The following is a 19,001-nucleotide window of genomic DNA, read 5'->3' as shown; positions in this document are numbered from 1 at the left end:
CTCAGCGCGGCCACGGCCGGGCGGCTGGCCGGTGCTGATCTGGCCGTCAGCGCGGGCGGCGCAGCCGCCGGACGACGGCCACCAGCACGAGCGCGGGAAGGGTGGTCGCGACCGCGCACAGGGTGGCGTAGGAGGTCGCGCCGACGATCCCCCCGCCATGACGCCGCCGAGCGCGCCGCCGAGGTTCATCAGGGCGTCCGTCCGGCCCTGCACACGGGGTCGCTCGGCGGCCGGTACGGCGTCGACGAGCAGCGCGGACCCGCTCACCAGCACCGCCGACCAGCCCGTGCCGAGCAGGGTCAGGGCGCAGGTCAGCTGCAGCACCGCGTGCGGGGGTGCGGCGGCACCGACGCCCGCCGCCGCGATCAGCAGGCCGGCGCCGAGCCCGAGGACCGGCAGCCGCCCCACGTGGTCGCTGAGCCAGCCGAACAGTGGGCTCAGCGCGTACATCGCGCCCACGTGCGCGCTGATCGTCAGGCCGACGACGCGCAGGTCCGCGCCACCGTGCGCGAGGTCCAGCGGGGCCATCGCCATCAGCCCGACCATCACCGCCTGCGCGACGACCACGGCGGTGGTGGCGAGCGTCCACCCCGGCCGCGCCCGGGACCGGGCGGGTGGGACCGTCTGCTCGGCCCGGTGCGTCCGGGCCACCAGCAGCGGGTCGGGTCGCAGGCCCGCGTGCACGCCGAGCGCGGCCGCACCGAACAGGGCCGCACACAGGAGGCACGGTCCGGCCGCGGGCACCGCGCCCATGGCCGTCGCCAGCCGTCCGGCGGGTGCCGCGAGGCTCGGCCCGGTCACGGCGCCGGTCGTCGTCGCCCACAGCACCACCGACAGGGCGCGACCGCGCTGCGTCGGCCGAGCGAGGTCGGTGGCGGCGAAGCGGGCAGCCAGGGTGGTCGCGTTCGCCGCGCCGAGCAGGACCGAGGCCGCAAGGAGCAGGGGCCAGCTCCCGACCGCGACCGCGACGGCGGCGCTGACCGCACCGGTGGTGGCGATCAGGTAGCCACGCCGCAGGCCCGTCCGGCGCCCCGCCCGCTGTGCCGTGCGTGCGAGGGGAAGGCCCATGAGTGCCGCGCCGAGGGCGCCCGCGGTCAGGGCCAGACCGCCGACGGTGGCCGAACCCGACAACTGCGCCGCGGTCAGCCCGCCGACCGTGGCGACGGTGCTCACGCCGGCGCCGCCGAAGACCTGCGTGACCGCCAGCACGGCCAGCGTCCGGCGCTGGACCCGGCGCACGTCCGGCGGAGGTGGCACGAGGTTGGCCGGGCGGGACGCGGTGGCGGTTCGCATGTCAGGTCTCCTGGTGCCGGAAGGGATGCCGCCCAGCGTCACGACACCGAGGCCGTCGCCCATCGGTGCCGGCCGCCCATCTCGAGGGACGCGACACCCAGACCGCGCGTCGTTGGTCCCTCCTTCTCGTGCGCGGGCACCGCGCCGCCGCTCGACCCCGTCCGCGCCCGTCCCGGGCTGGGTAGCCCGGCCCGCGGACATGGGTAGGCGTTCCCGACGCGGCGGGCGACGGGTGTGCGACACGGTCTGCGGGTCGAAGCAGGAGGGAGCTGCCCCCATGGATACCGGAGTCGTCTTCTCGGTCGATGAGCTCGACCTGGCCGAGCTCATCGAGTTCCCCCACCTCCTCGCGGCCGGGGACGTGCTGCTGGCCGAGGCGGGAGCACGCCGCGCCGCCCGGACCGAGGCGCCCGCCGTGGCCCCGGTCGCCCGCGGATCGGCCCCGGCCCCCGCGGCCCGCCGCCGGCGGCAGCTGCGCCTGCGGCGGGGATGGCGCGAGCGGGCGGCTGCCGCGGCGGCACCGGCGGCGGCGTGACACCGGCCGAGGTGAGCGGGAGCAGCCGGGCCGGCCGCGTAGGGTCGCGCCGATGACGGAGGAGCTGTTCGCCACGGACGCCTACCGCCGCTCGTTCGATGCCGCGGTCGTGCGACCGACCGTGACGCCGGCGGGGTCGCGCTCGGTCGGACCGCGTTCTACCCGGGTTGGCGGCGGTCAGCCGCCAACCTCGGCACCGTGGACTGAGCGACCAGGCCGGCCGCGGTCACCCGCGTGAAGCGGGAGGAGGGCCGGATCTGGCACTGGCTCGACGCCCCCGAGCTGCCCGGCAAGGGCGTCGAGGTGGCCGGCGAGCTGGACTGGGCTTGGCGCCACCTGCTCATGCGCACCCAGACGGTGCTGCACATGCTGTGCGGCGTGGTGTGGAGCGAGTTCGCCATCCCGATCACCGGCGGGAACATGGAGCCCGGCTCCGGACGCCTCGACTTCCCAGTGAAGTCGATCTCCGCGGAACTGGGGCGACGCATCGGGAACCGGATCAACGAGGAGCCGGCCGCGGCGCGGGCCGTCGTCGTCGAGTTCCTCGGGCCTGCCGTGGCCGACGCCTACGCCGACGCGGACTCCGCCCTGGTCCGGACCGCAGCGAACCCGATCTCAACAGCCGACCCCGCAAGACACTCGGCTGGAAGACAACCGCCGAAGCCCTCGACGAACACTCACGCTCGGCTCAACACAATCCGTCGTTGCGACGACCGGTTGAGTCCGGGCAGTACCCGCTATCCGCTACGCCAACTGGTTGCTTGACGCCGGCGCGGTCGCCTCGATCGGCTCGGTGGGCGACAGGAGCATCAACGCCTTGGCCGACTCGATCATCGAGGCTCGACAAGCTCGAGTGCGTCCGCGTCCGCCGCGACGGACTCTTCCATGTCGTCGACGACCTCGAACTCGCGACTTTGAGCTGGGTCGACTGGTTCAACAACCACAGCATGATCGGCAACTTCCGTCGGTCGAGTACGAAACCCTGCACTACCGTCAGAACACACCCGCCGAGCAACCGTCGGCGGGAGAACCAACCCTTCAGGGAATCCGGGGTTCAATGTCGTCGTTCGACGTTGATCGGAATCTGCTGTGGCTGATGGCGCGGGACCGAGCCGACCTGCTGGATCTGCTACGTGCGCTGTCGGCGGTGGAGTGGGAGCAGCCCACCGTTGCGGCGCCGTGGGTTGTGCGTGACGTGGTGGCGCACATTCTCGGCGACGACGTGTCCCGTCTAGCCCGCGGCCGAGACGGGCACCAGGTCGACGCTCCCGGCCCGGGCGAGCCGCTTCCGGCCTTCATCCACAGGTTCAACGGGCAGTGGGTCAACGCCACACGACGGGCCAGTACGCGGGTTCTGATCGACCTGCTGACCGTCACCACGGAGCAGGTCGTGACGTTCTGGGCGAGCCGTGACCCCGACGCCCTCGGCGAGCCGGTGTCCTGGGCGGGGCCCGGCCCGGCTCCGGTCTGGCTGGACTGCGCCCGCGACGCCACGGAGTACTGGGTCCACCAGCAGCAGATCCGGGAGGCGACCGGGCGCCCAGGCGGCACCGAGCCGGCCACCCTATGGGCGATCCTCGACACCTTCCTGCACGCCGTACCCCTCACTTTGGCCGATCGGAGCGGTTCCGCCCTAACGATCGCCACCGACGTCGGGAGCTGGACTTGGGTGCGCAGCGAGGAAGGGTGGCGGCGGGCTCCAGCGGTAGCCGGTGGTGCAGTGCTGACGATCGACGCAGATCTGCTGTGGCGAGTTTGTGTCCGCATGGTCGAGCCGGACCAGGCGCGGACCCGGGCACACATCGACGGTGACGTTGCCGCTGCGGTGCTGGAGATGGTGTCGATCATCCGGTGAGGACCGCGGACCTTGCCACGACGGCGTTGAAGACGGGGGCACCCTGGTCGCTATCCCAGCGCCCGGTTGTCAGCGAGCTGCGTTTCATCGATGTGTCCGCCCCGCTGTAGCGGATACCACGGGTAGACGACGTTGGGATGCATGATTGTCAACTCGGTGTGACTGGCCCAACAGTTACCCAATGGGTCATCTGCCGACACAGTTCCATGACCCGCTACTGACGCCGAGGGGAACCCGAGCACAGCCAGCATGCGCTCTGTTGCCTCGACCTGCCACGACTCAGTTTGACGATCCGGAACACGATGCTGTAACGGTCAACCTAACCTGGCGATAAGGGAAGGTCGCTGCGAGGGGGTTCGGGGGTCTCGAACACCGGGCTGGCGACACCCGCCCCGCCTCGATGATTCCGAGGCGGGGCGGGCCCTTTTCACCCCGACACGAGGTCGGGCCGACCGAGCCTGGAAGCGGGAGGGGACGCGTCGCGCACCCGGTCAACCGTTACCGTCGTGTGACATGATGCCGTTGTTACGTCGACCCCTGGCGGCCCTCCGCCCGCCGCCGCTCTAGCTCCCTCCGTGCAGCAGCCGCCATCGCCGCCATGTCCGGTGGATCGTGGCCGCCGTGATGGTGCTGGTCACTCGGTGGCGAGTAGCGCGATCACGCCACACACGACGAGTGCGGCGCCCGTGATGGCGAGCGGCATCGGGTTGGAGATGAGCGGGCTGACCATGATCGCAATAGCGCCGGCTACGGCGCTGATTAGTGCCGCGATCGTGGTGAGCCCCGCTCGTGGCATGTTCCGCGGCTCGCCGGCGACGCCTCATTTGTTACGGCAGTCCGAGAGATTCATTGCGGGGTTCGTCGGCCCGTCCTTGTGATGTCTCAGGACATCGGCGACAGGCCGAACCTGCCGGCTCGGCCTGTCGCTGTTCTGGGCGGTCTGCGGGTTTGGAATCGCGGGTGAGCTGGTGCAGGAGTTCACCGGTCGGCGTCGACCGATCCTCGGCGGCGTCATCAACCAGTACGAGCCCGCAGCCTGAAGCCGCTGATTACACGCCGCGGGCAGGTCCTGGAACCTCATAGGACTCCCGACCGTCACCTCGGCTTGATCGTGATCCAGTTGAGCAGCCACGCGGCGTCGAGCGTGGCGCGCACCGCCACGTCGTCCACCCAGGCGTCCACCGACAGCTCCACGCCGGCGAACACCACCACGGTGTGGCCGGCCGGGAACACCACGTTGGGGTTGTACATGTACGCCGCGCGGAACTGGCCGGCCGGGATTGGAACCGTGTCCTCCCACTCCTCCAGGAAGCCTCCGCCGTGGGTCCACGCGACCTGATTGGTCGCGCGGCTGTCCGCGCTCCAGTCATTCCAGTCCCAGTAGACCTCGGCAACCGTCGTCTCGCGAATGTTCCACTCGCTCCACGAGTAACCGAACTCATCGTCGGTGTCGATGAAGTGGCTTCCGAACTGCCGGGTCATGCCCATGCCGATCTCCAGCCGGCTGGTGGACGGCATTGTGTAGTTGACGAGCACACCGCAGCTGTGCTTGATGTACGCGGAGTCGTCGTTGTCGGCGGGGCGACGGTTGAACCCGATGCGGCTACCCAGTCGCCCGCTGTTCGGGACGAAGTGGCTAGGCACCTGGTCGGTCCACGTGGTGTGGCTCGGGTCGGTGGTGGAACGCCACGTTCCCGGCTGCCAGGAGCCGTGCCACGGAGCGTAGAAGACCGATTGCGTCGCCGCCGCGGACATCGCCGGCCCCGCCGCCGACGCCCCCTCGCCGGTCGAGAGCGACCCCGCGGTGGCCGCCGTGCTGCGGTCGGCGATAGCCGCATACCGGCGCCGGCCGTCCTCGCGCAACCGGTCGAGGGCGCCGAGGTCGACCCCGAGCTCTCGGGCGTGGGCCAGGCCGGCGGCGTGGAACCGGCTACGGGCTTCGGCGTCCCCGTGTGCCCTGCCCTTGGGCCGATGAGCCGCGGAGAACTCGCGCATCGACTGCGCCGCAGCCGGTGTGATCAGCCGGGACCACTCGGCGCGGTACCGAGACCGCAGCTCCTGCAGCGCGGAGGTGACCTCGCGCTGCTCCGCGGCGGCGCGCCGGCGGTGGGCCTCGTGGATCCGCTCCTGGACGTCGTCCGGCACGCGAGTGTTGTCGGCGGTGATGGTCATATATGCCTCCTCGGAGGTTGGGTGTCACGGGGATCGCGCGGCTCGACGACCCGGTCGGGACGAGCACAGCGTCGAGAACGTGGGGGAGCGCGGGCATCGGTAGTCGCTACCGATGTACTGAGGCCCACTGCCGGCCACCTCCTTGGGGAGCGGGACAGCGGTAGACATGCCGACTTCCAGCACCAGTCGGGGCACGTCTCCGTCGAGTCAGACCGCAGCCTGGGACAAGCCGGCTGCGTTGCAGCAGGGGAATGGGAGCGGCATGCTCCCCTGACTGGATGGCATGGAAGTCACAATTGCGCAGTTGAGGATCTTCGCCGCGTGTGACTGGTCGCCACGTTGATTCGGTGAGTGATCAGCCCGCCGTCTCGCGCCGGGTTTGATGGAGACCGTCAAGCCTGGAGGAACGAGATCGATGGTGGCGCCGAGGAAGTACCCCGATGAGCTGCGTGAGCGCGCGGTGCGGATGGTGCTCGGTGCGAAGCAGGATCCGCTGACCCGTGTTGGTGCGTGCCGGCGGATCGGCCAGCGCTACACCGAGCGCCTCGCCCAGGCGGGAGCGGTTGCCTCGGTCGCGTTGCGCTCACACGGCAGCCTGTCCGTCGATGAACCGGGCGCTGATGGCCGCCGGACTGGTGGATCACGTGGAGGTGACGCTCTCCTCGCCGTCTTTACCGGTCGGCACGTCCGACTCCTCCAAGCGTAGGGGTGGGCCTTGCCATGGCCGTTACCCTGTCGTTACCCGCGGTTGTGCATGCCGGACTCGGGAGCGTGGCATGGCCGACGAGATCTTCTGGAACGAGCTGCTTGCCTACCCGGCGCGGCGAACTGGTTCCGATCACGGGGCCCGACCTGAACGTCGTGACGGCCGGCCAGCCCGACTTCACGCTCACGGAACACATGGCCCGTCGGCTCGTCGGAAGAGAAGAGGCCGACCGGCTCTCAGGGCTCATCAGCGACATCCTCGCCGATTTCGACGAGTACCAGTGCGTCCCGTTGCGCAAGCTGGCCGCCATCACCAAGTTCCGGCTGTACATCAGCACGACCCCCGACAGGCTGCTCGCGAAAGCGATCAACGACGTCCGCCCCGGCGATAAACCCCGCGTCCGTGAGCTCACGTTCTCGCCGTTTCAGTCGATGGACGAGCAAGGCGCGGCGGAGGGTGACGTCACGGTCTTCCGACTGTTCGGCCGAGCTTCCTCGAAACTCCCGTACGCGATCCATGACGAAAACCAGCTCGAATGGCTGCACTCCGTACGGAGCGACAGCGGCGGACTGCCGGAGTCGATCACGGAAGAAATCAGGGAGAAGCACCTGTCGGAAGCACGAGCGGCACACTAGTCGCTAAACAAAGATCAAACTCAGCGATAAGCATAGTAGGCGTGACATCTGGCTCCGTCTTGTGATCTGATCGCCGCCGCTCCAGGCTCGGCTCTCCACGCGAGAGTGGCTGTCGGGTGGGCCCGGTTGACAGCAACGCTGACCGCAACGGACTCAGATCCGGCGAGATTCGCGAACGTCTGTCAAGACAGTTCCTGCAGCTCAGCGCATCATGGCGGCTGTCGGCAGACGCTCTGGTCGAGCCTGGGGGACAAGGGGCCAGTTCAGGTCTTTGTGATCTTCATGCTTGAGGTGTTGGTGGGGGTTGCTGCGTCGCGATGAGCGCGAGCATCAGGAAGGCGAGTCGAAGAGCCACAGCGAGCGATCATGCTGGTCGGAGTTCGGGCTGTAGGGGGCGCGGCTGGATGTGAAAGCGCTGATCAGGTCCAGTGCCAGGGTTCTCGACACTTCACACCCAAGATCAGTCGGCCCGCGGACCCGTCTGTCTGCTCACGCAGAATATTGTTGAGGCCGGACAAGCCCACGGGATCACAACGATCACTGTGACGTCGTCGCATCGTCGTCGGTCCTGCGTCAATGGATAAGCTTTGAACCGATCCACGACCGATCTACGGAACCCTAACGATCAAACCCCCTGATAGTTGTCGGGGTGTCTGACGGAGTCGACTCCGACCGCGGAGAGTCTTCGTGACTAGCCCCCACGTCAGTTGGGTACCTTGCCGCTGTCTTGGGTTATGCCGCCTGAGAGGCGTGAAGCCGCATTGGAGGGCAGAGTTGTGACGTTGTGGGAAGATACTTGAGGTCGCCTCTGATGGTTGAGACGGACACACCTCGGTCCCCTTCGATTCGAGAAGTCATCGAGCGGCACCTTGCAGCGCTTGCACTCCTCAAAACGCCTGAGAACATCGCCATGTTTCTTCGCCAGTTAGGGTCTTCGGGAGAACGACGGGAACATGACAAGTGTCCGCTGACTTCTTATCTACGAAGTGCGACAAAAACCGCTGGCATCAGCGTTTGTGCTGCTGACACTATGTATCTCGGTGCAGAGACAGATGCCGAGTGCATTCCGAATCCGGAGCCAGTAGCCCAGTTTGTCACCCACTTCGACCGGGGGTGCTACCCCTGGCTGGAACTTGTCACGCAGCCTTGACTGGGTAACTGGTTCAGGACGGGATCGGTGAGCTGACGGCCAAGTTGACTTTGGCTGTTGTCGCGTAGACGGCGCCGCCTGCGATGGCTGGGGTACTCAGTGAGCTTCTGTGGGGCATCACCGTCGCCTTCGGCACCAGTGGCCGGGGGCCTGCCTTGATCATTTCACTCTGCAGACGGGGTGATGGCGTCGGCAAGTTGGGTGCCGAAGGTGGCGAGAAAGGCCGCGGCTCCCTGTGGGCTGGAGAATCGGGGCCTGTGGGTGCCAGATTCGCTGCCCAGGTCACGCGACCTGCTGATACTCGTGGAGCAGTCCACCGAGTCGGTCGCGGCGTTGGACGCCTGTTGTCGCGCTCGTGGTCGGCTGGGGGAGTGATCGTAGGGGAGCGGCCTGGCCGAGCGCGCGGTGTGGCCGATGGCTGTTGTAGTGGTGCTGGTACTCGTCGAGCACGGTGGGGGCGTGCCGCTGGTTGATGATCAGGGTGCGGTCGAGAGTTCGCGTCGGACGCTGCCGACGAAGCGTTCGGCGGTCGCGTTGGCCCGCGGCGCCCGCACTGGTGTCTTGATGATGCGGATGTCGGTGGCGGTGAAGACGGCGTCGAATGCCGCGGTGAATTTGCGTCGCGGTTTCGGATGAGGAACCGGAAGCGACTGTCGGCGTTGTCGAGGTCCATGAGCAGGTTGCGGCCTGTTGGTCGGCCAGTGCACTCGCCGGGTGGCGTGCTCGATGACGAGGAACGCGTACAGCCGGTGCAGCGTGATGGTGTCGAGGTGGAACAGGTCGCAGGCGAGGATGGCGTGGGCCTGGGTTCGCAGGAACTCGGTCCAGGATGGCCGCCGCGACACCGCCGAGCCGAGGTGCTCGTCGCGGTCTGTTCGGTCGGGGCACCGACCGGCTCGAGCATCTCGTGGGCCACGACGGGGTGGATCTTGCCCCGTGGCGCAGCTCAAGCGGCGCGTTGGAAGTCCTCCTGGAACCACTCCGGGTACCGGGGACCCTGCGCCCACGGGAAGCGCCCGGGAGCGACCCGCGACGAGAACCCACTGGCGGCGGGTGCGCAGCTTTCAAATCCGGTAGGCGAGCACTCGCCGCCGGGTTGAGCGCAATTGTCTTCATGCAACAGTCGAGACGGAAGAAGGAGCCGTGTTGGACTAGCCAGTGGCAAACCGCCGGACGACGAGTACGGCGACATCGTCCTTGGGGGTGGCGAACCCGACCAGTTGTCGCATGACGTCGACACAGACCGACTCGGGCGCGTGGGCAGTCACCGAGTTGCGGAGCTTCTCGATGTTGTCGTCGATGACGACGTGTCGCCGCTCGACGAGCCCGTCGGAGTAGAGGCAGAGCCCGGAGCCGGGCGGCAGCGGCACGTCGGTGCTGTGGCGAGGGCGTTTGGTCCTGATACCTAGCGGTAGATCAGCAGGAATCGCCAGTGTTGTGGTCTCGCCCTGGGGAGCGGCGAGGATGGGTGGTGGGTGGCCGGCCGAGGACATGCGCAGCACGTTGGTCGAGGGGGTGAGCATCCCGCACAGCACGGTGGCCATGGTGTTGGGCAGGAAGTGCTGCACGTGTTCGTCGAGCCTGGTCAACACGTCGCCGGGGTCCTCGGTGTGCAGCGTGTGTGACCGCAACACGGCGCGGATTTGGCTCATGGACTGGGCCGCCGCGAGACCGTGCCCGGCGACATCTCCGACGACTAGGCATACCGCGCCCGAGGGCAGGGTGAACACGTCGTACCAGTCGCCCCCGACCTCGCCGTCACCGCCGGGGACATAGCGGGAGGCGAACTCTATTCCGGGAACGTCCGGGAGCTGGGCCGGCAACAGGTTGCGTTGCATGACCAAGGCCGCCGCGCGCTCGGCCTGCGATATGCGGGACTGGGTGGCCAGCGCCGCCCGGTCGGCGACCATCTGCAGCAGCTGGGCGTCCTGTTCGGTGAAGCGGCGCCGGGTGAGGGTGCCCACATGGAGTACGCCGAGCACCGTCCCAGCGGCCACTAACGGCACGCCGAGCAGCGACACTATGCCCTTGTCCCGCAGGATTGGGTTGAGCACGTTGTTGTGATCGGCTTGGTCGATGGCGACCCAGTGTCGTTCCTCGGCGATGCGTCCCGCGAACCCTCGACCGAGCGGGATCCGCACGCCTTGGTGGACCTCCTCCTCGATCCCTCGGGCCACCGTGGCAACCAGGAACTGCTGTGAGGGATCCAGCAGCAACACAGCGGCGGTGTCGACCGACATCAACTCGCGAACCTTCTCCAGTAGCTCGTCGAGCAGTTCGTCCACGGTCAGCTGCGCCAGTCCGGAGTCGGTGACGACCTCAAGCCATCGCAACCGCTCCTTGGGGGAGCGTGCCGGCTTCCCTGCCTCCGCCGACCCGGATCCGTGCCGGTGCTGGGGCTGTGTTTCCACGGGCCTGCTGATCATCGTGACTCTAGTTCCCGCCGAACTTTGGTTCACCTCACAGCTTTCCATCAGGGTGTCAATCATGCGCAGGCCACGACCGCGGAACTCCTGGCTGGGCGGCGCGGAGCGCCAGACACCGACGTCATCCACGATCGCCTTGGCCCGCCGGCCATCCGGATCGATCAACTCCATCACGACCACGCCGACAACGGGCTCAGGTTCCTTCGCTGACGCGTCAGGGCGGTAGGCGTGTTCGGCCGCATTCGAGACCGCCTCGCTCACCGCGAACTCGAGATCCTCGCGATCCTCATCCGGCCAGGCCCGCGCCGCCAACCACCGCTTCAGCTCGGCCCGAACCAGCCCGGGCGCGCGGCCGTCGGCCGGCATCTGCAACTCCAACGGGGTCATACTCCGAACGTTCCTTCGACGATAAGGACTTCAGTGCCCACGGCCATTGGTCGCGCCACCGCCCGACGCTCGGGATCCGGCCCACCGCACGTAGACCCGCGACGCAACACGGTGTCGGGACAGACTAGATCAGGTGCTGAGGTGGCGCAGACACGGAACTGCCCAGGCCCGAGCCGCTCGAGGCGCACTGTGGCGGCAGCGCCTCACCTACAGTCCGATTGGCCTTGAGGGAGCCAAGATCAAACTATCGGCCGGTGGTTACCCGTCGATCGCCCGTCGGCTGGCTCTTGCTAGCAGCCCGACTTGTTCTTGGAACGCGGGGTCACGCGTGTAGCCGGAGTGGCCGTAGGGCCGGCTTGCCGGCTCCGCCCGGTACTGCGGGTTGACCAGCAGGTAGTCGGACGTTCGGCGTTCCCTGATCGCATCCAGGCTGTCGGGGTTGAGTCACCCTGGGTCTGATGGAGGCCCGCGTTATGCGTTTCCGACCGTGGTCTGATCATCCCGGTGGGCAGCGTAGAACGCCTCCTCGTACTCGGTGGGGGTCATGTCGGCAAGGTAGCCGTGCAGGCGTCGGGTGTTGTGCCAGTGGACCCATCCCAGCGTGGCCAGCTCGACGTCCTCGACGGTCTTCCACGGCTGCTGGCGGGTCGGGCCGCGGATCAGTTCGGCCTTGTAAAGCCGTTCACCGTCTCGGCCAGAGCATTGTCGAACGAGTCCCCGATCGAGCCGATCGACGGGACCGCTCCGAGCTCGGCCGGCCGCTCGCCATACCGCACCGAGGTGAATCGGGTTGCGACCCGGCATCACTGTGGCACCGCAGCCCGTCCAGTCGGGTGCCGCGGGACCAGCGAGCCATCTCCAGGGCGTCGAGCACCATCGTGGTGCGCATGTGCCCGGCGACCCGCCAGCCGACGATCATCCGGGAGAAGGCGTCGACGATGAAGCACACGTAGGCCACCCCGGCCCAGGTCGGCACGAACGTCAGGTCGGTCACCCACAGCTGGTTCGGCTGCTCGGCCTGAAAGCGGCGCTGCACCAGATCGGGGTGGCGGGCGGCGACCGGGTCGGGTCTGGTGGTGCGCACCCGCTTGGTCCTGCGAACGCCTGCGACCCGGCGGCGCGCATCAGTCTGGCGACCTGATCCCGCCCGACGTCCAGGCCGGCGCGGCGGGCGGCCTTCCAGAGGTTGCGGGCTCCGTAGACCTGGTAGTTGTCCTCCCACAGCCCGACCAACTCCGGGATCAGCTCGGCGTCGCGGCACGCCCGAGCCGAGGGCGGTCGCGTCTTGGCGGCGTAGTAGGTGCTCGGGGCCACCTGCAGGACCCGGCAGATGGGCTCGACCCCGAGCCGGCCTCCCTCGACCGAGCTGGTCGGCCACCGGTTGACCGTGCCGTGCCCGGTGCCCAACTCGACCCGCAACGTCCGGACCATCCGCACCGCCGCGGCCTTCTCCTCCTCGGAGAACCGGCGCGTGTTCGGCTTACCCGGCGACTGCTCCTTCGGCATGACTCCATCCTCGTTTCCAAGGTCAGGAGCCTCCACAGGACCCAGGGCGCTTCAGCGTCGTTGACGACGGAGTCCGGGATCCAGCCGAGCAGGAAGGCCGTCTCCCTGGCTCCGAGGTCGAGGTTCGCCTTCTGGCTGTACGGGTGCGCGGCCGTCGCCTCGGAGTACATCCCGGCGAGCCCCCGGTCCCTGGCCCAGTCCATGAGGAACCGTTTGGTGCGGGTGAATAGGTGCTGCCCCCGCGCTGTCGCCAGTGTGACGGCCTGGCCGGCGTGGCCGACCGCATCACCGGCCGCAGCCATGCTCATCCCCATGTACACGACAGGTCGCCGCGGACCGTTTCCGCGACCACCGACACGTACCGGCCGTCGGCCAGCCGTGCGCACACCTCGTCCGAGTCGTAGACCCATGACACGTCGTAGGTCGAGCCGTACGCAGTCATGATCGCCGACGTCAGTACGGCGCCCTCGTCCGCACCGAGCCGCCGGAACACTGTCCCGTCGCTGCTGAGAGGCATGCCGCATTGTGAGCGCCAGGGCGTGCGAACTCCACCCGTACCCGGGGACGGGTCTGCCCGACTACCGGAGGCGACCCGGGGAACGCCGAGCCGTGCTCGGTCTCGACCGCGCGGGTCAGCCCGCCTGTCCGGCCAGGTCGTCGACGGTGAGGCCAGCACCGTCGTTCCACGCCGCCTCGGCGCGGTGCGGGGGCAGCGCGGCGCGGGCGCGCTCGAGCAGGTGTGCGGTCGCGTCCTGGCTGGGCCAGGGGACGCCGAGGTGCAGGTTGTGGGCGCGGGCGGCGGCGTAGGTCTGCAGCGCCTCGTCGTTCCTGCCGAGCAGGGTGAGCGCGTTGGCGCGGAACTCGAGATGGAACGGCGCCCGGGATTGTGCGGTGTGGTGCAGTTCGGCCAGGGCGCGGTCGGACCAGTGCAGGGCGGCGGCGGGGTCGCCGGCGGTCAGGGCGGCCATCTGGGTGACGATCGTGGCGAACCAGCTTGCGTAGTGGTTGTGGCGTTCTTGCGCTTCGGTGTGCGCTGCGGCGGCGTCGGCGAGCACGTCGGCGGCGGGGCGGCGGGTGAGCTCCAAGGGGCCGCTGCGGACCCGGTGGAGGAGCCGGAGGTCGGCGTCACCGGTGCGGGTGCTGATGGCCTCGATGCGGTCGAGGACCTGCGAGTAGAGCGCGCGGCACCCGCTGAGCCACAGGCAGCCGGCGAGGACCACGAGCTGGTCGCCGACGAGCAGGTCGTCGTCGACGGTGAGGTTGGGTGGGAGCTCGTGCAGGCCGGCGGTACCGTGCGGCTCGGCCTGATCGCCGCGGCCGGCGACACCCCAGAAGGCGGACAGGGACAACGACAGCATCGCGGCGGAAAGGCCGGGCGGCGCCACGTCGGCGGCGAGCTCGGTCCAGCGGCGACCTTCGAGCGTCGCGCCGCGGGTGTACCAGTACATCAGGGGGGCGGCGGACATGATCCGACCCCCGGCGGGGGAGCGCTCATCGACGAGGGTGTGCCGCAGGGTGGCGCGCAGGGCGGCGAGGTCGTCGTCGATCGCCGCGAACCAGGTGGTTTCCGCGACCGACCCGAGTCGCGGTGGGTCCTCGGTGATGAGGTGTTCGACCCAGGCGTCGCGGCGGGCCCGGCACGCAGCGGCCTCGCCGGCGTCGGCCAGCGCACGCGCCCCGTGTCCGCGGATTATCGCCAGCTGGGCGAAGCGCGAGGGGCGACCGGGACGGGAGCTGCCCAGCGGAGCCACCAGCGAGCGGTGGACGAGGTCGGCGAGCAGGTCGGCGGTCGTCGCCGTGTCGATCCCGGTGACGGCCGCGGCCGCCGAGAGGGTGAACGGGCCCGGCAGAACGGAGAGGGCGCGGTGCAGGCGCTGCTCGTCCGGACCGAGCAGGCGGTGGCTCCACTCGACGGTGGCGCGCACGGTCGAGCGTGGCCCCGCCCGGCCCCGACCCACGCGGGACAAGGAGCTGGGGTCGAGCTCGACCTGGTCGGCGACCTCGCGGAGGCTGAAGCTGCGGGCCCGGGCGGCGGCGAGCTCGATCGCGAGGGGTATTCCGTCCACGGCGCGGCAGATCCTGCGGATGAGGTCGTCGCGCTCGGGCTCGCCGTCGGCGTACCGGGCCCGACCGTTCAGGCGATCCACGAACAGCGCGACCGAGGCGGCCTGCCCACCCGGCCCCGCGTCGGTCAGAGCCAGTGGGTCGACCACGACCACGTGTTCGTCGGCGACGTCCAGGGGCTCTCGGCTGGTGGCGAGGACGGTCAGCTCCCGGCCGGTGCGGCGCACGGTCGCGACCAGGCCGGCGGTCTCGTCGAGCACGTGCTCGCAGTTGTCGAGCAGCAGCAGCATGCGGCGGTCGCGGGTGAACACGCGCAGGGCGTCGTCGCGTGAGCCGGTCGGGGCGGACGGCACACCCAGCGCGGAGGCGACGGCGTCGGCGACCTGCTCTGCGTCCTGGGCGGGTGTGAGGTCGACGAACCACACGCCGTCGGGGAAGGAACCGGACGTCCGGCGGGCCAGCTCGACCGCAAGACGGGTCTTGCCCACCCCGGCCGGTCCGGCGAGCGTCACCAGGGGGATCTGCCGGACGAGGGCGGCGACCCGGCGGAGCTCCTCGTCGCGGCCGACGAGGTCGCCGGCGGGGACGGGTAGGTGCAGGAGGTCGTCGTCGGCCGGCGGAGCGGGATCCCGTCTCCGCACGATCGCGTGCAGGCCCGGGTCCCCCTTCAGGATGCGGGCGTGCACGGCGCGGAGTTCCTCGCCGGGCTCGAGGCCCAGCTCGTCGATCAGGAGCCTTCTGGCGTCGTGGAAGGCCTCCAGTGCGGCGTCGGTGCGGCCGCAGAGCTGGCAGGCGAGCATGCGCTGTGCCCACAGGTGCTCGCGCAGCGGGTGTTCGCGGAGCTCGCTCTCCAGTTCGAGCAGCGCCCGTTCCGGCTCCCCGACTTGCATCAGGGCGTCGATCCGACGCTCGACGAGCTGTGTCCGGCCCTCCTCGAGCCGGGCGACGGTCGATACCGCCCAGTCCCGATCGGCCACGCCGTCGAACGGGCGGCCCCGCCACAGCGAGCGGGCCTCGTCGCAACGATCGAGGGCACGGTCGGGGCGGCCCTGACGCAGCTGCGTCGCGGCGTCCTCCACGAGCTGCTCGAAGCGCACCGAGTCGACCTGGTCGGCGCTCACGACCAGGCGGTACCCGCCGGACTCGGTGACGAGCACCGCGGGTGCCCGGCCCTGGGACCGGTCCGGCTCGAGCACCTGGCGCAGCCGCCACAGGTGCGACTCCAGCGTCGACGCCGCCCGCGGGCGTCCGTCGGCCCACAGGGCGTTGCCGAGGGTGTCGGAGGAGACCCGCCGGTTGGCGTTGATCAACAACAGTGCCAGCGCGGCGGCGGGGCGCGGGCCCCCAGGTGTGCGCTCGACGCCGTCGACCTCGACCAGGAGTGGGCCGAGATCGCGGAAGTGCGGCGGGACGGCCGCCACCCCCGCAACGTGTGCCACCGGATCATCGTCGACCGGCGGCGCGAATGACGCATCCTCTGTTCGAGCGACCGCACCAGGGTGGACACGGTGGACGAGAGCACGTGGCGTGCCCACTTGCCCCGGCTCGTGGCCGCGACCGGAGGGCCGTTGGAGAGTTCTTGGAGGGGACGCCCCGACCCTGCGGACCGGCAGAGAATCCGGGCGAGAGGGCGACTGGTGGTCACGTTCAGCATCTACACGTTCGACTCGGTGGACGGCGCGCAACGGGTCCTCGCCGTCGTGGAGGCGCTCCAGGACTCCGCCGCCGTGGCCTTCGACGACGTGGCGGTGGTGGTGTGGCCGCGGGACGCCCAGCGACCGGTGGCTTGGCAGGAGCCCGCACCGGTGGGGCGCAGCGGCCTGTCCGGCGCCTTCTGGGGGCTGCTGTTCGCCGTACTGTTCCTGCTCCCCCTGACCGGTGTCGAGGTCGACCCGCAGCAGCCCCGGGGCCTGCTCGCACGGGTCGGCCTCGACGACCGGCTCCTCCAGGCGATCGCCCGAGGGCTCACGCCGGGCGGCTCGGCGTTGTTCCTGCTCGGCGACCCCGAGCCGCCCGTCGCCCGGCTGCAGAGCGTCCTCACCCGGCGGCAGGCCCGCCGCTTCGTCGCCGGGCTGGACGAGCACCAGTCGGCGATCCTGCACATGGCCTTCGGCGCCGACCCTGAACCGCCCCGAGGCGACGGCTGACCGCCCGCCGGAGGTCTCCCCGGGGCCTGGAGGTTTTTTGGAGGTCGCCGGGTCATGGTGCCGGTCACGACACCGACACGACCAGGAAGGTCACCGCCGTGAACACCTCCTCGCACATCCCCCTCAAGGGCTCGACCGCCGGCCGGCAGTACGCCGACTGGGCGCCGCGCGCCGTCGCGATGGAAGGGCTGGGCAACCGCGTGCTGGCCGACCAGCGCGTCCCGGTCACCGACGGCGCCGAGTTGCACGCCGACGTCTACACCCCGCGCACACCGGGCCGCTACCCGGCCGTCGTGTCCTTCGGCGGATACGCCACCGAGACCCACACCGCGGGCATCCCAACGGGGTCTAACGAGATCGGCTCGCCGCCGGTGTTCACCGACCGCGGCTACTGCCCGGTCATCGTCGAGCGCCGCGGGATGGGCCGCTCCACCGGCGATCAGGTGATGTTCTTCGACCCCCAGGACATCGACGACCACGAGAAGGTCATCGCGTGGGCGGCCGAGCAGCCGTGGTGCAACGGCGAGGTCGTGCTCTTCGGCACCTCCTACTACGCGGTGTCCCAGCTCAGCGTCGCCGCGCGCAAACCACCGGCGCTCAAGGCGTTGTTCTGCAACGAGGTCACGACGGACCTGTGGCGCCACATGATCTACTTCGGTGGCGTGCCCGCCTGGTTCTTCGTCAGCCTCTGGATGGGCGCGAACTACACACAGGCGAATTACGACCAGCGCCTGTCACCCGACCGTCGCGCGCTCATCAGCCACCTCACCAACGGGCCACTGCACCCCCTGCTCGAGCGGCTGGTCCACCACAAGGTCTCCGGGATGTTCGAGTCCTTCGAGTCCGCCACACCGGTGGAGTTCATGCGCCGGATCTACGCGAACTGGATGTTCGACGAGAAGACCCGCGCGCAGGCGACGATCCCCGAGGGCCCGACCGCCACGCTCGGCGACATCGAGGTGCCGTTCACGGTCGTGCAGAACCTCGGGTACTTCAACCTGCACCAGTTCGGCTGCTACGACCTGATCGCCCACGCCGCGACACCCGCCGACCGCAAGTGGCTCATCCTCGCCCCACCGTCCTACGACCTGCCGGTCTACGCCTGGCAGGGCGAAGCACTCGCCTTCTTCGACCACATCCTGCGCGACACCGACAACGGCTACGCCGAACAGCCGCACGTGCGCTACTGGGTCGAGGGCGCCGAGCGCTTTGACACCGCCGAGGCCTTCCCACCCGTCGGCGGCGACGTCCGTCGTCTCTACCTCGGGGCCCCCGACGCCGACGCCACGACCCACCGGCTGAGCCTCGACGCGATGGCCGACGGCTCCGGCTCGTGGGTCGCAGTCCCCCTCGGGCTCCCACTCCTCGGGGGCATGGACGACGTGGTCAACCAGACGCTCGCCTTCGACTTGCCCGTCGAGCAGGACACCCAGCTCGCCGGGCCGGTCACCGCACGACTCACCTACAACTGCAACGAACTCGACTCCTACGTCGTCGCCCGACTGTCTCGGCTCGACGCCACCGGCGAGCGCCACCAGCTCTCACTCGGCGCCATCCGGCCCGTCTCCCGCACCGAGGACAAGCAGCGGAGCACACCACTCGAGATCGCCATCGACGCCGGGCACCGTGAGCCGCTCGTCCCGGACGAACCGGTCGTCCTGCGCTTCAGCCTGACCCCGGCGCCGACCCTGCTGCGCCGCGGCGACACCTTGCGGCTCGAACTCGCCAGCCGGATTGACCTGCTCCGCATGGACGTGAGCGAAGGCTACGCACAGTTCGACATGCCGGTACCGCCCTACCCGTGCCGCAACACCGTCCACTTCGGCGGTGAGAGCTGGGTCGAGGTCACCGAGGTACCCGCCCCGACCACATGACCACGTGGCCACCTCACCGGCGGACGGCCAAACGTCGGAATCGGCGCGCCGCCAGCCGTGCAGGCCCGGCTACCGCTGCACGCCCTCGCCTTCCAACTGTGCGTGCGTTGTCGCTTTCCCGGGGGCAGGCGGTCGACGCAGTCGCCGGCGAAGACGGCCACGTCCCGTTTGCGATGCCAGCCGACGGCCTCGAGGCCGAGCCCGGCGCACGCGGTGATCTCGGTGGTGTGGCGCTCGGCGGCGCGGCGCTC

Annotated in this window: 12 protein-coding genes and 2 pseudogenes; 7 read left to right on the top strand and 7 right to left on the bottom strand. The window is 69.6% G+C overall.

Annotated elements, in window-relative coordinates; all coding sequences use genetic code 11:
* Window positions 1–177: 177 nt before the first annotated feature.
* A pseudogene (locus tag RM445_RS28400) lies at window positions 178–1,293 on the bottom strand (MFS transporter); the annotation flags it as partial.
* Between the two features lie 277 nt (window positions 1,294–1,570).
* Here RM445_RS28400 and RM445_RS28395 point away from each other — a divergent pair.
* The 3 genes from RM445_RS28395 to RM445_RS28385 all read left to right on the top strand — a co-directional run bounded on the left by RM445_RS28395 (window position 1,571) and on the right by RM445_RS28385 (window position 3,683).
* On the top strand, window positions 1,571–1,828 hold the full coding sequence (locus tag RM445_RS28395) for a hypothetical protein (protein ID WP_311559944.1): 258 nt from the start codon (window positions 1,571–1,573) through the stop codon (window positions 1,826–1,828).
* A 234-nt stretch (window positions 1,829–2,062) separates the two neighbouring features.
* Complete coding sequence (locus tag RM445_RS28390; RefSeq protein WP_311559943.1) at window positions 2,063–2,593, top strand: alanyl-tRNA editing protein; 531 nt, start codon at window positions 2,063–2,065, stop codon at window positions 2,591–2,593.
* A gap of 331 nt (window positions 2,594–2,924) precedes the next feature.
* Complete coding sequence (locus tag RM445_RS28385) at window positions 2,925–3,683, top strand: maleylpyruvate isomerase family mycothiol-dependent enzyme (RefSeq protein WP_311559942.1); 759 nt, start codon at window positions 2,925–2,927, stop codon at window positions 3,681–3,683.
* Between the two features lie 1,095 nt (window positions 3,684–4,778).
* On the opposite strand, the gene RM445_RS28380 is transcribed toward RM445_RS28385, so the two are convergent.
* Window positions 4,779–5,855, bottom strand: coding sequence for a hypothetical protein (locus RM445_RS28380; RefSeq protein ID WP_311559941.1), 1,077 nt, complete (start codon window positions 5,853–5,855; stop codon window positions 4,779–4,781).
* A gap of 807 nt (window positions 5,856–6,662) precedes the next feature.
* Here RM445_RS28380 and RM445_RS28375 point away from each other — a divergent pair.
* Window positions 6,663–7,196: a hypothetical protein gene (locus tag RM445_RS28375; RefSeq protein ID WP_311559940.1), complete on the top strand. Its 534-nt coding sequence runs from the start codon at window positions 6,663–6,665 to the stop codon at window positions 7,194–7,196.
* A gap of 1,432 nt (window positions 7,197–8,628) precedes the next feature.
* Here RM445_RS28375 and RM445_RS32580 read toward each other — a convergent pair.
* Entirely contained in the window at window positions 8,629–8,796 is a 168-nt protein-coding gene (locus RM445_RS32580; RefSeq protein WP_397469416.1) for an integrase core domain-containing protein, read from the bottom strand.
* On the opposite strand from RM445_RS32580, the gene RM445_RS28370 reads away from it, so the two are divergent.
* Complete coding sequence (locus tag RM445_RS28370) at window positions 8,761–8,982, top strand: hypothetical protein (protein ID WP_311559939.1); 222 nt, start codon at window positions 8,761–8,763, stop codon at window positions 8,980–8,982. The two genes, RM445_RS32580 and RM445_RS28370, sit on opposite strands and share 36 nt — an antisense overlap.
* A 515-nt stretch (window positions 8,983–9,497) precedes the next feature.
* Here the strand turns inward: RM445_RS28370 and RM445_RS28365 are convergent.
* From RM445_RS28365 to RM445_RS28350, 4 genes and pseudogenes are all read right to left on the bottom strand, one after another.
* Window positions 9,498–11,159: a SpoIIE family protein phosphatase gene (locus tag RM445_RS28365; protein WP_311559938.1), complete on the bottom strand. Its 1,662-nt coding sequence runs from the start codon at window positions 11,157–11,159 to the stop codon at window positions 9,498–9,500.
* A gap of 471 nt (window positions 11,160–11,630) precedes the next feature.
* A pseudogene (locus RM445_RS28360) lies at window positions 11,631–12,665 on the bottom strand (IS3 family transposase).
* A gap of 304 nt (window positions 12,666–12,969) precedes the next feature.
* The gene (locus RM445_RS28355; RefSeq protein ID WP_311559937.1) at window positions 12,970–13,182 is read right to left on the bottom strand and encodes a hypothetical protein; all 213 of its coding nucleotides are present in this window, start codon (window positions 13,180–13,182) and stop codon (window positions 12,970–12,972) included.
* 115 nt (window positions 13,183–13,297) lie between these two features.
* Window positions 13,298–16,168 (bottom strand): BTAD domain-containing putative transcriptional regulator, encoded by a 2,871-nt coding sequence (locus tag RM445_RS28350; RefSeq protein WP_311559936.1) that lies wholly within the window; start codon window positions 16,166–16,168, stop codon window positions 13,298–13,300.
* Between the two features lie 198 nt (window positions 16,169–16,366).
* On the opposite strand from RM445_RS28350, the gene RM445_RS28345 reads away from it, so the two are divergent.
* Both RM445_RS28345 and RM445_RS28340 read left to right on the top strand, forming a co-directional pair.
* On the top strand, window positions 16,367–16,876 hold the full coding sequence (locus tag RM445_RS28345) for a DUF1269 domain-containing protein (protein WP_311559935.1): 510 nt from the start codon (window positions 16,367–16,369) through the stop codon (window positions 16,874–16,876).
* Between the two features lie 98 nt (window positions 16,877–16,974).
* The gene (locus RM445_RS28340; protein ID WP_311559934.1) at window positions 16,975–18,750 is read left to right on the top strand and encodes a CocE/NonD family hydrolase; all 1,776 of its coding nucleotides are present in this window, start codon (window positions 16,975–16,977) and stop codon (window positions 18,748–18,750) included.
* Window positions 18,751–19,001 lie beyond the last annotated feature (251 nt).

It is taken from the genome of Pseudonocardia charpentierae (assembly GCF_031845345.1).
GTDB lineage: Bacteria > Actinomycetota > Actinomycetes > Mycobacteriales > Pseudonocardiaceae > Pseudonocardia > Pseudonocardia charpentierae.
Note: the sequence above shows the minus strand (reverse complement) of the source record. Positions and strands in the feature narration are given on the sequence as shown.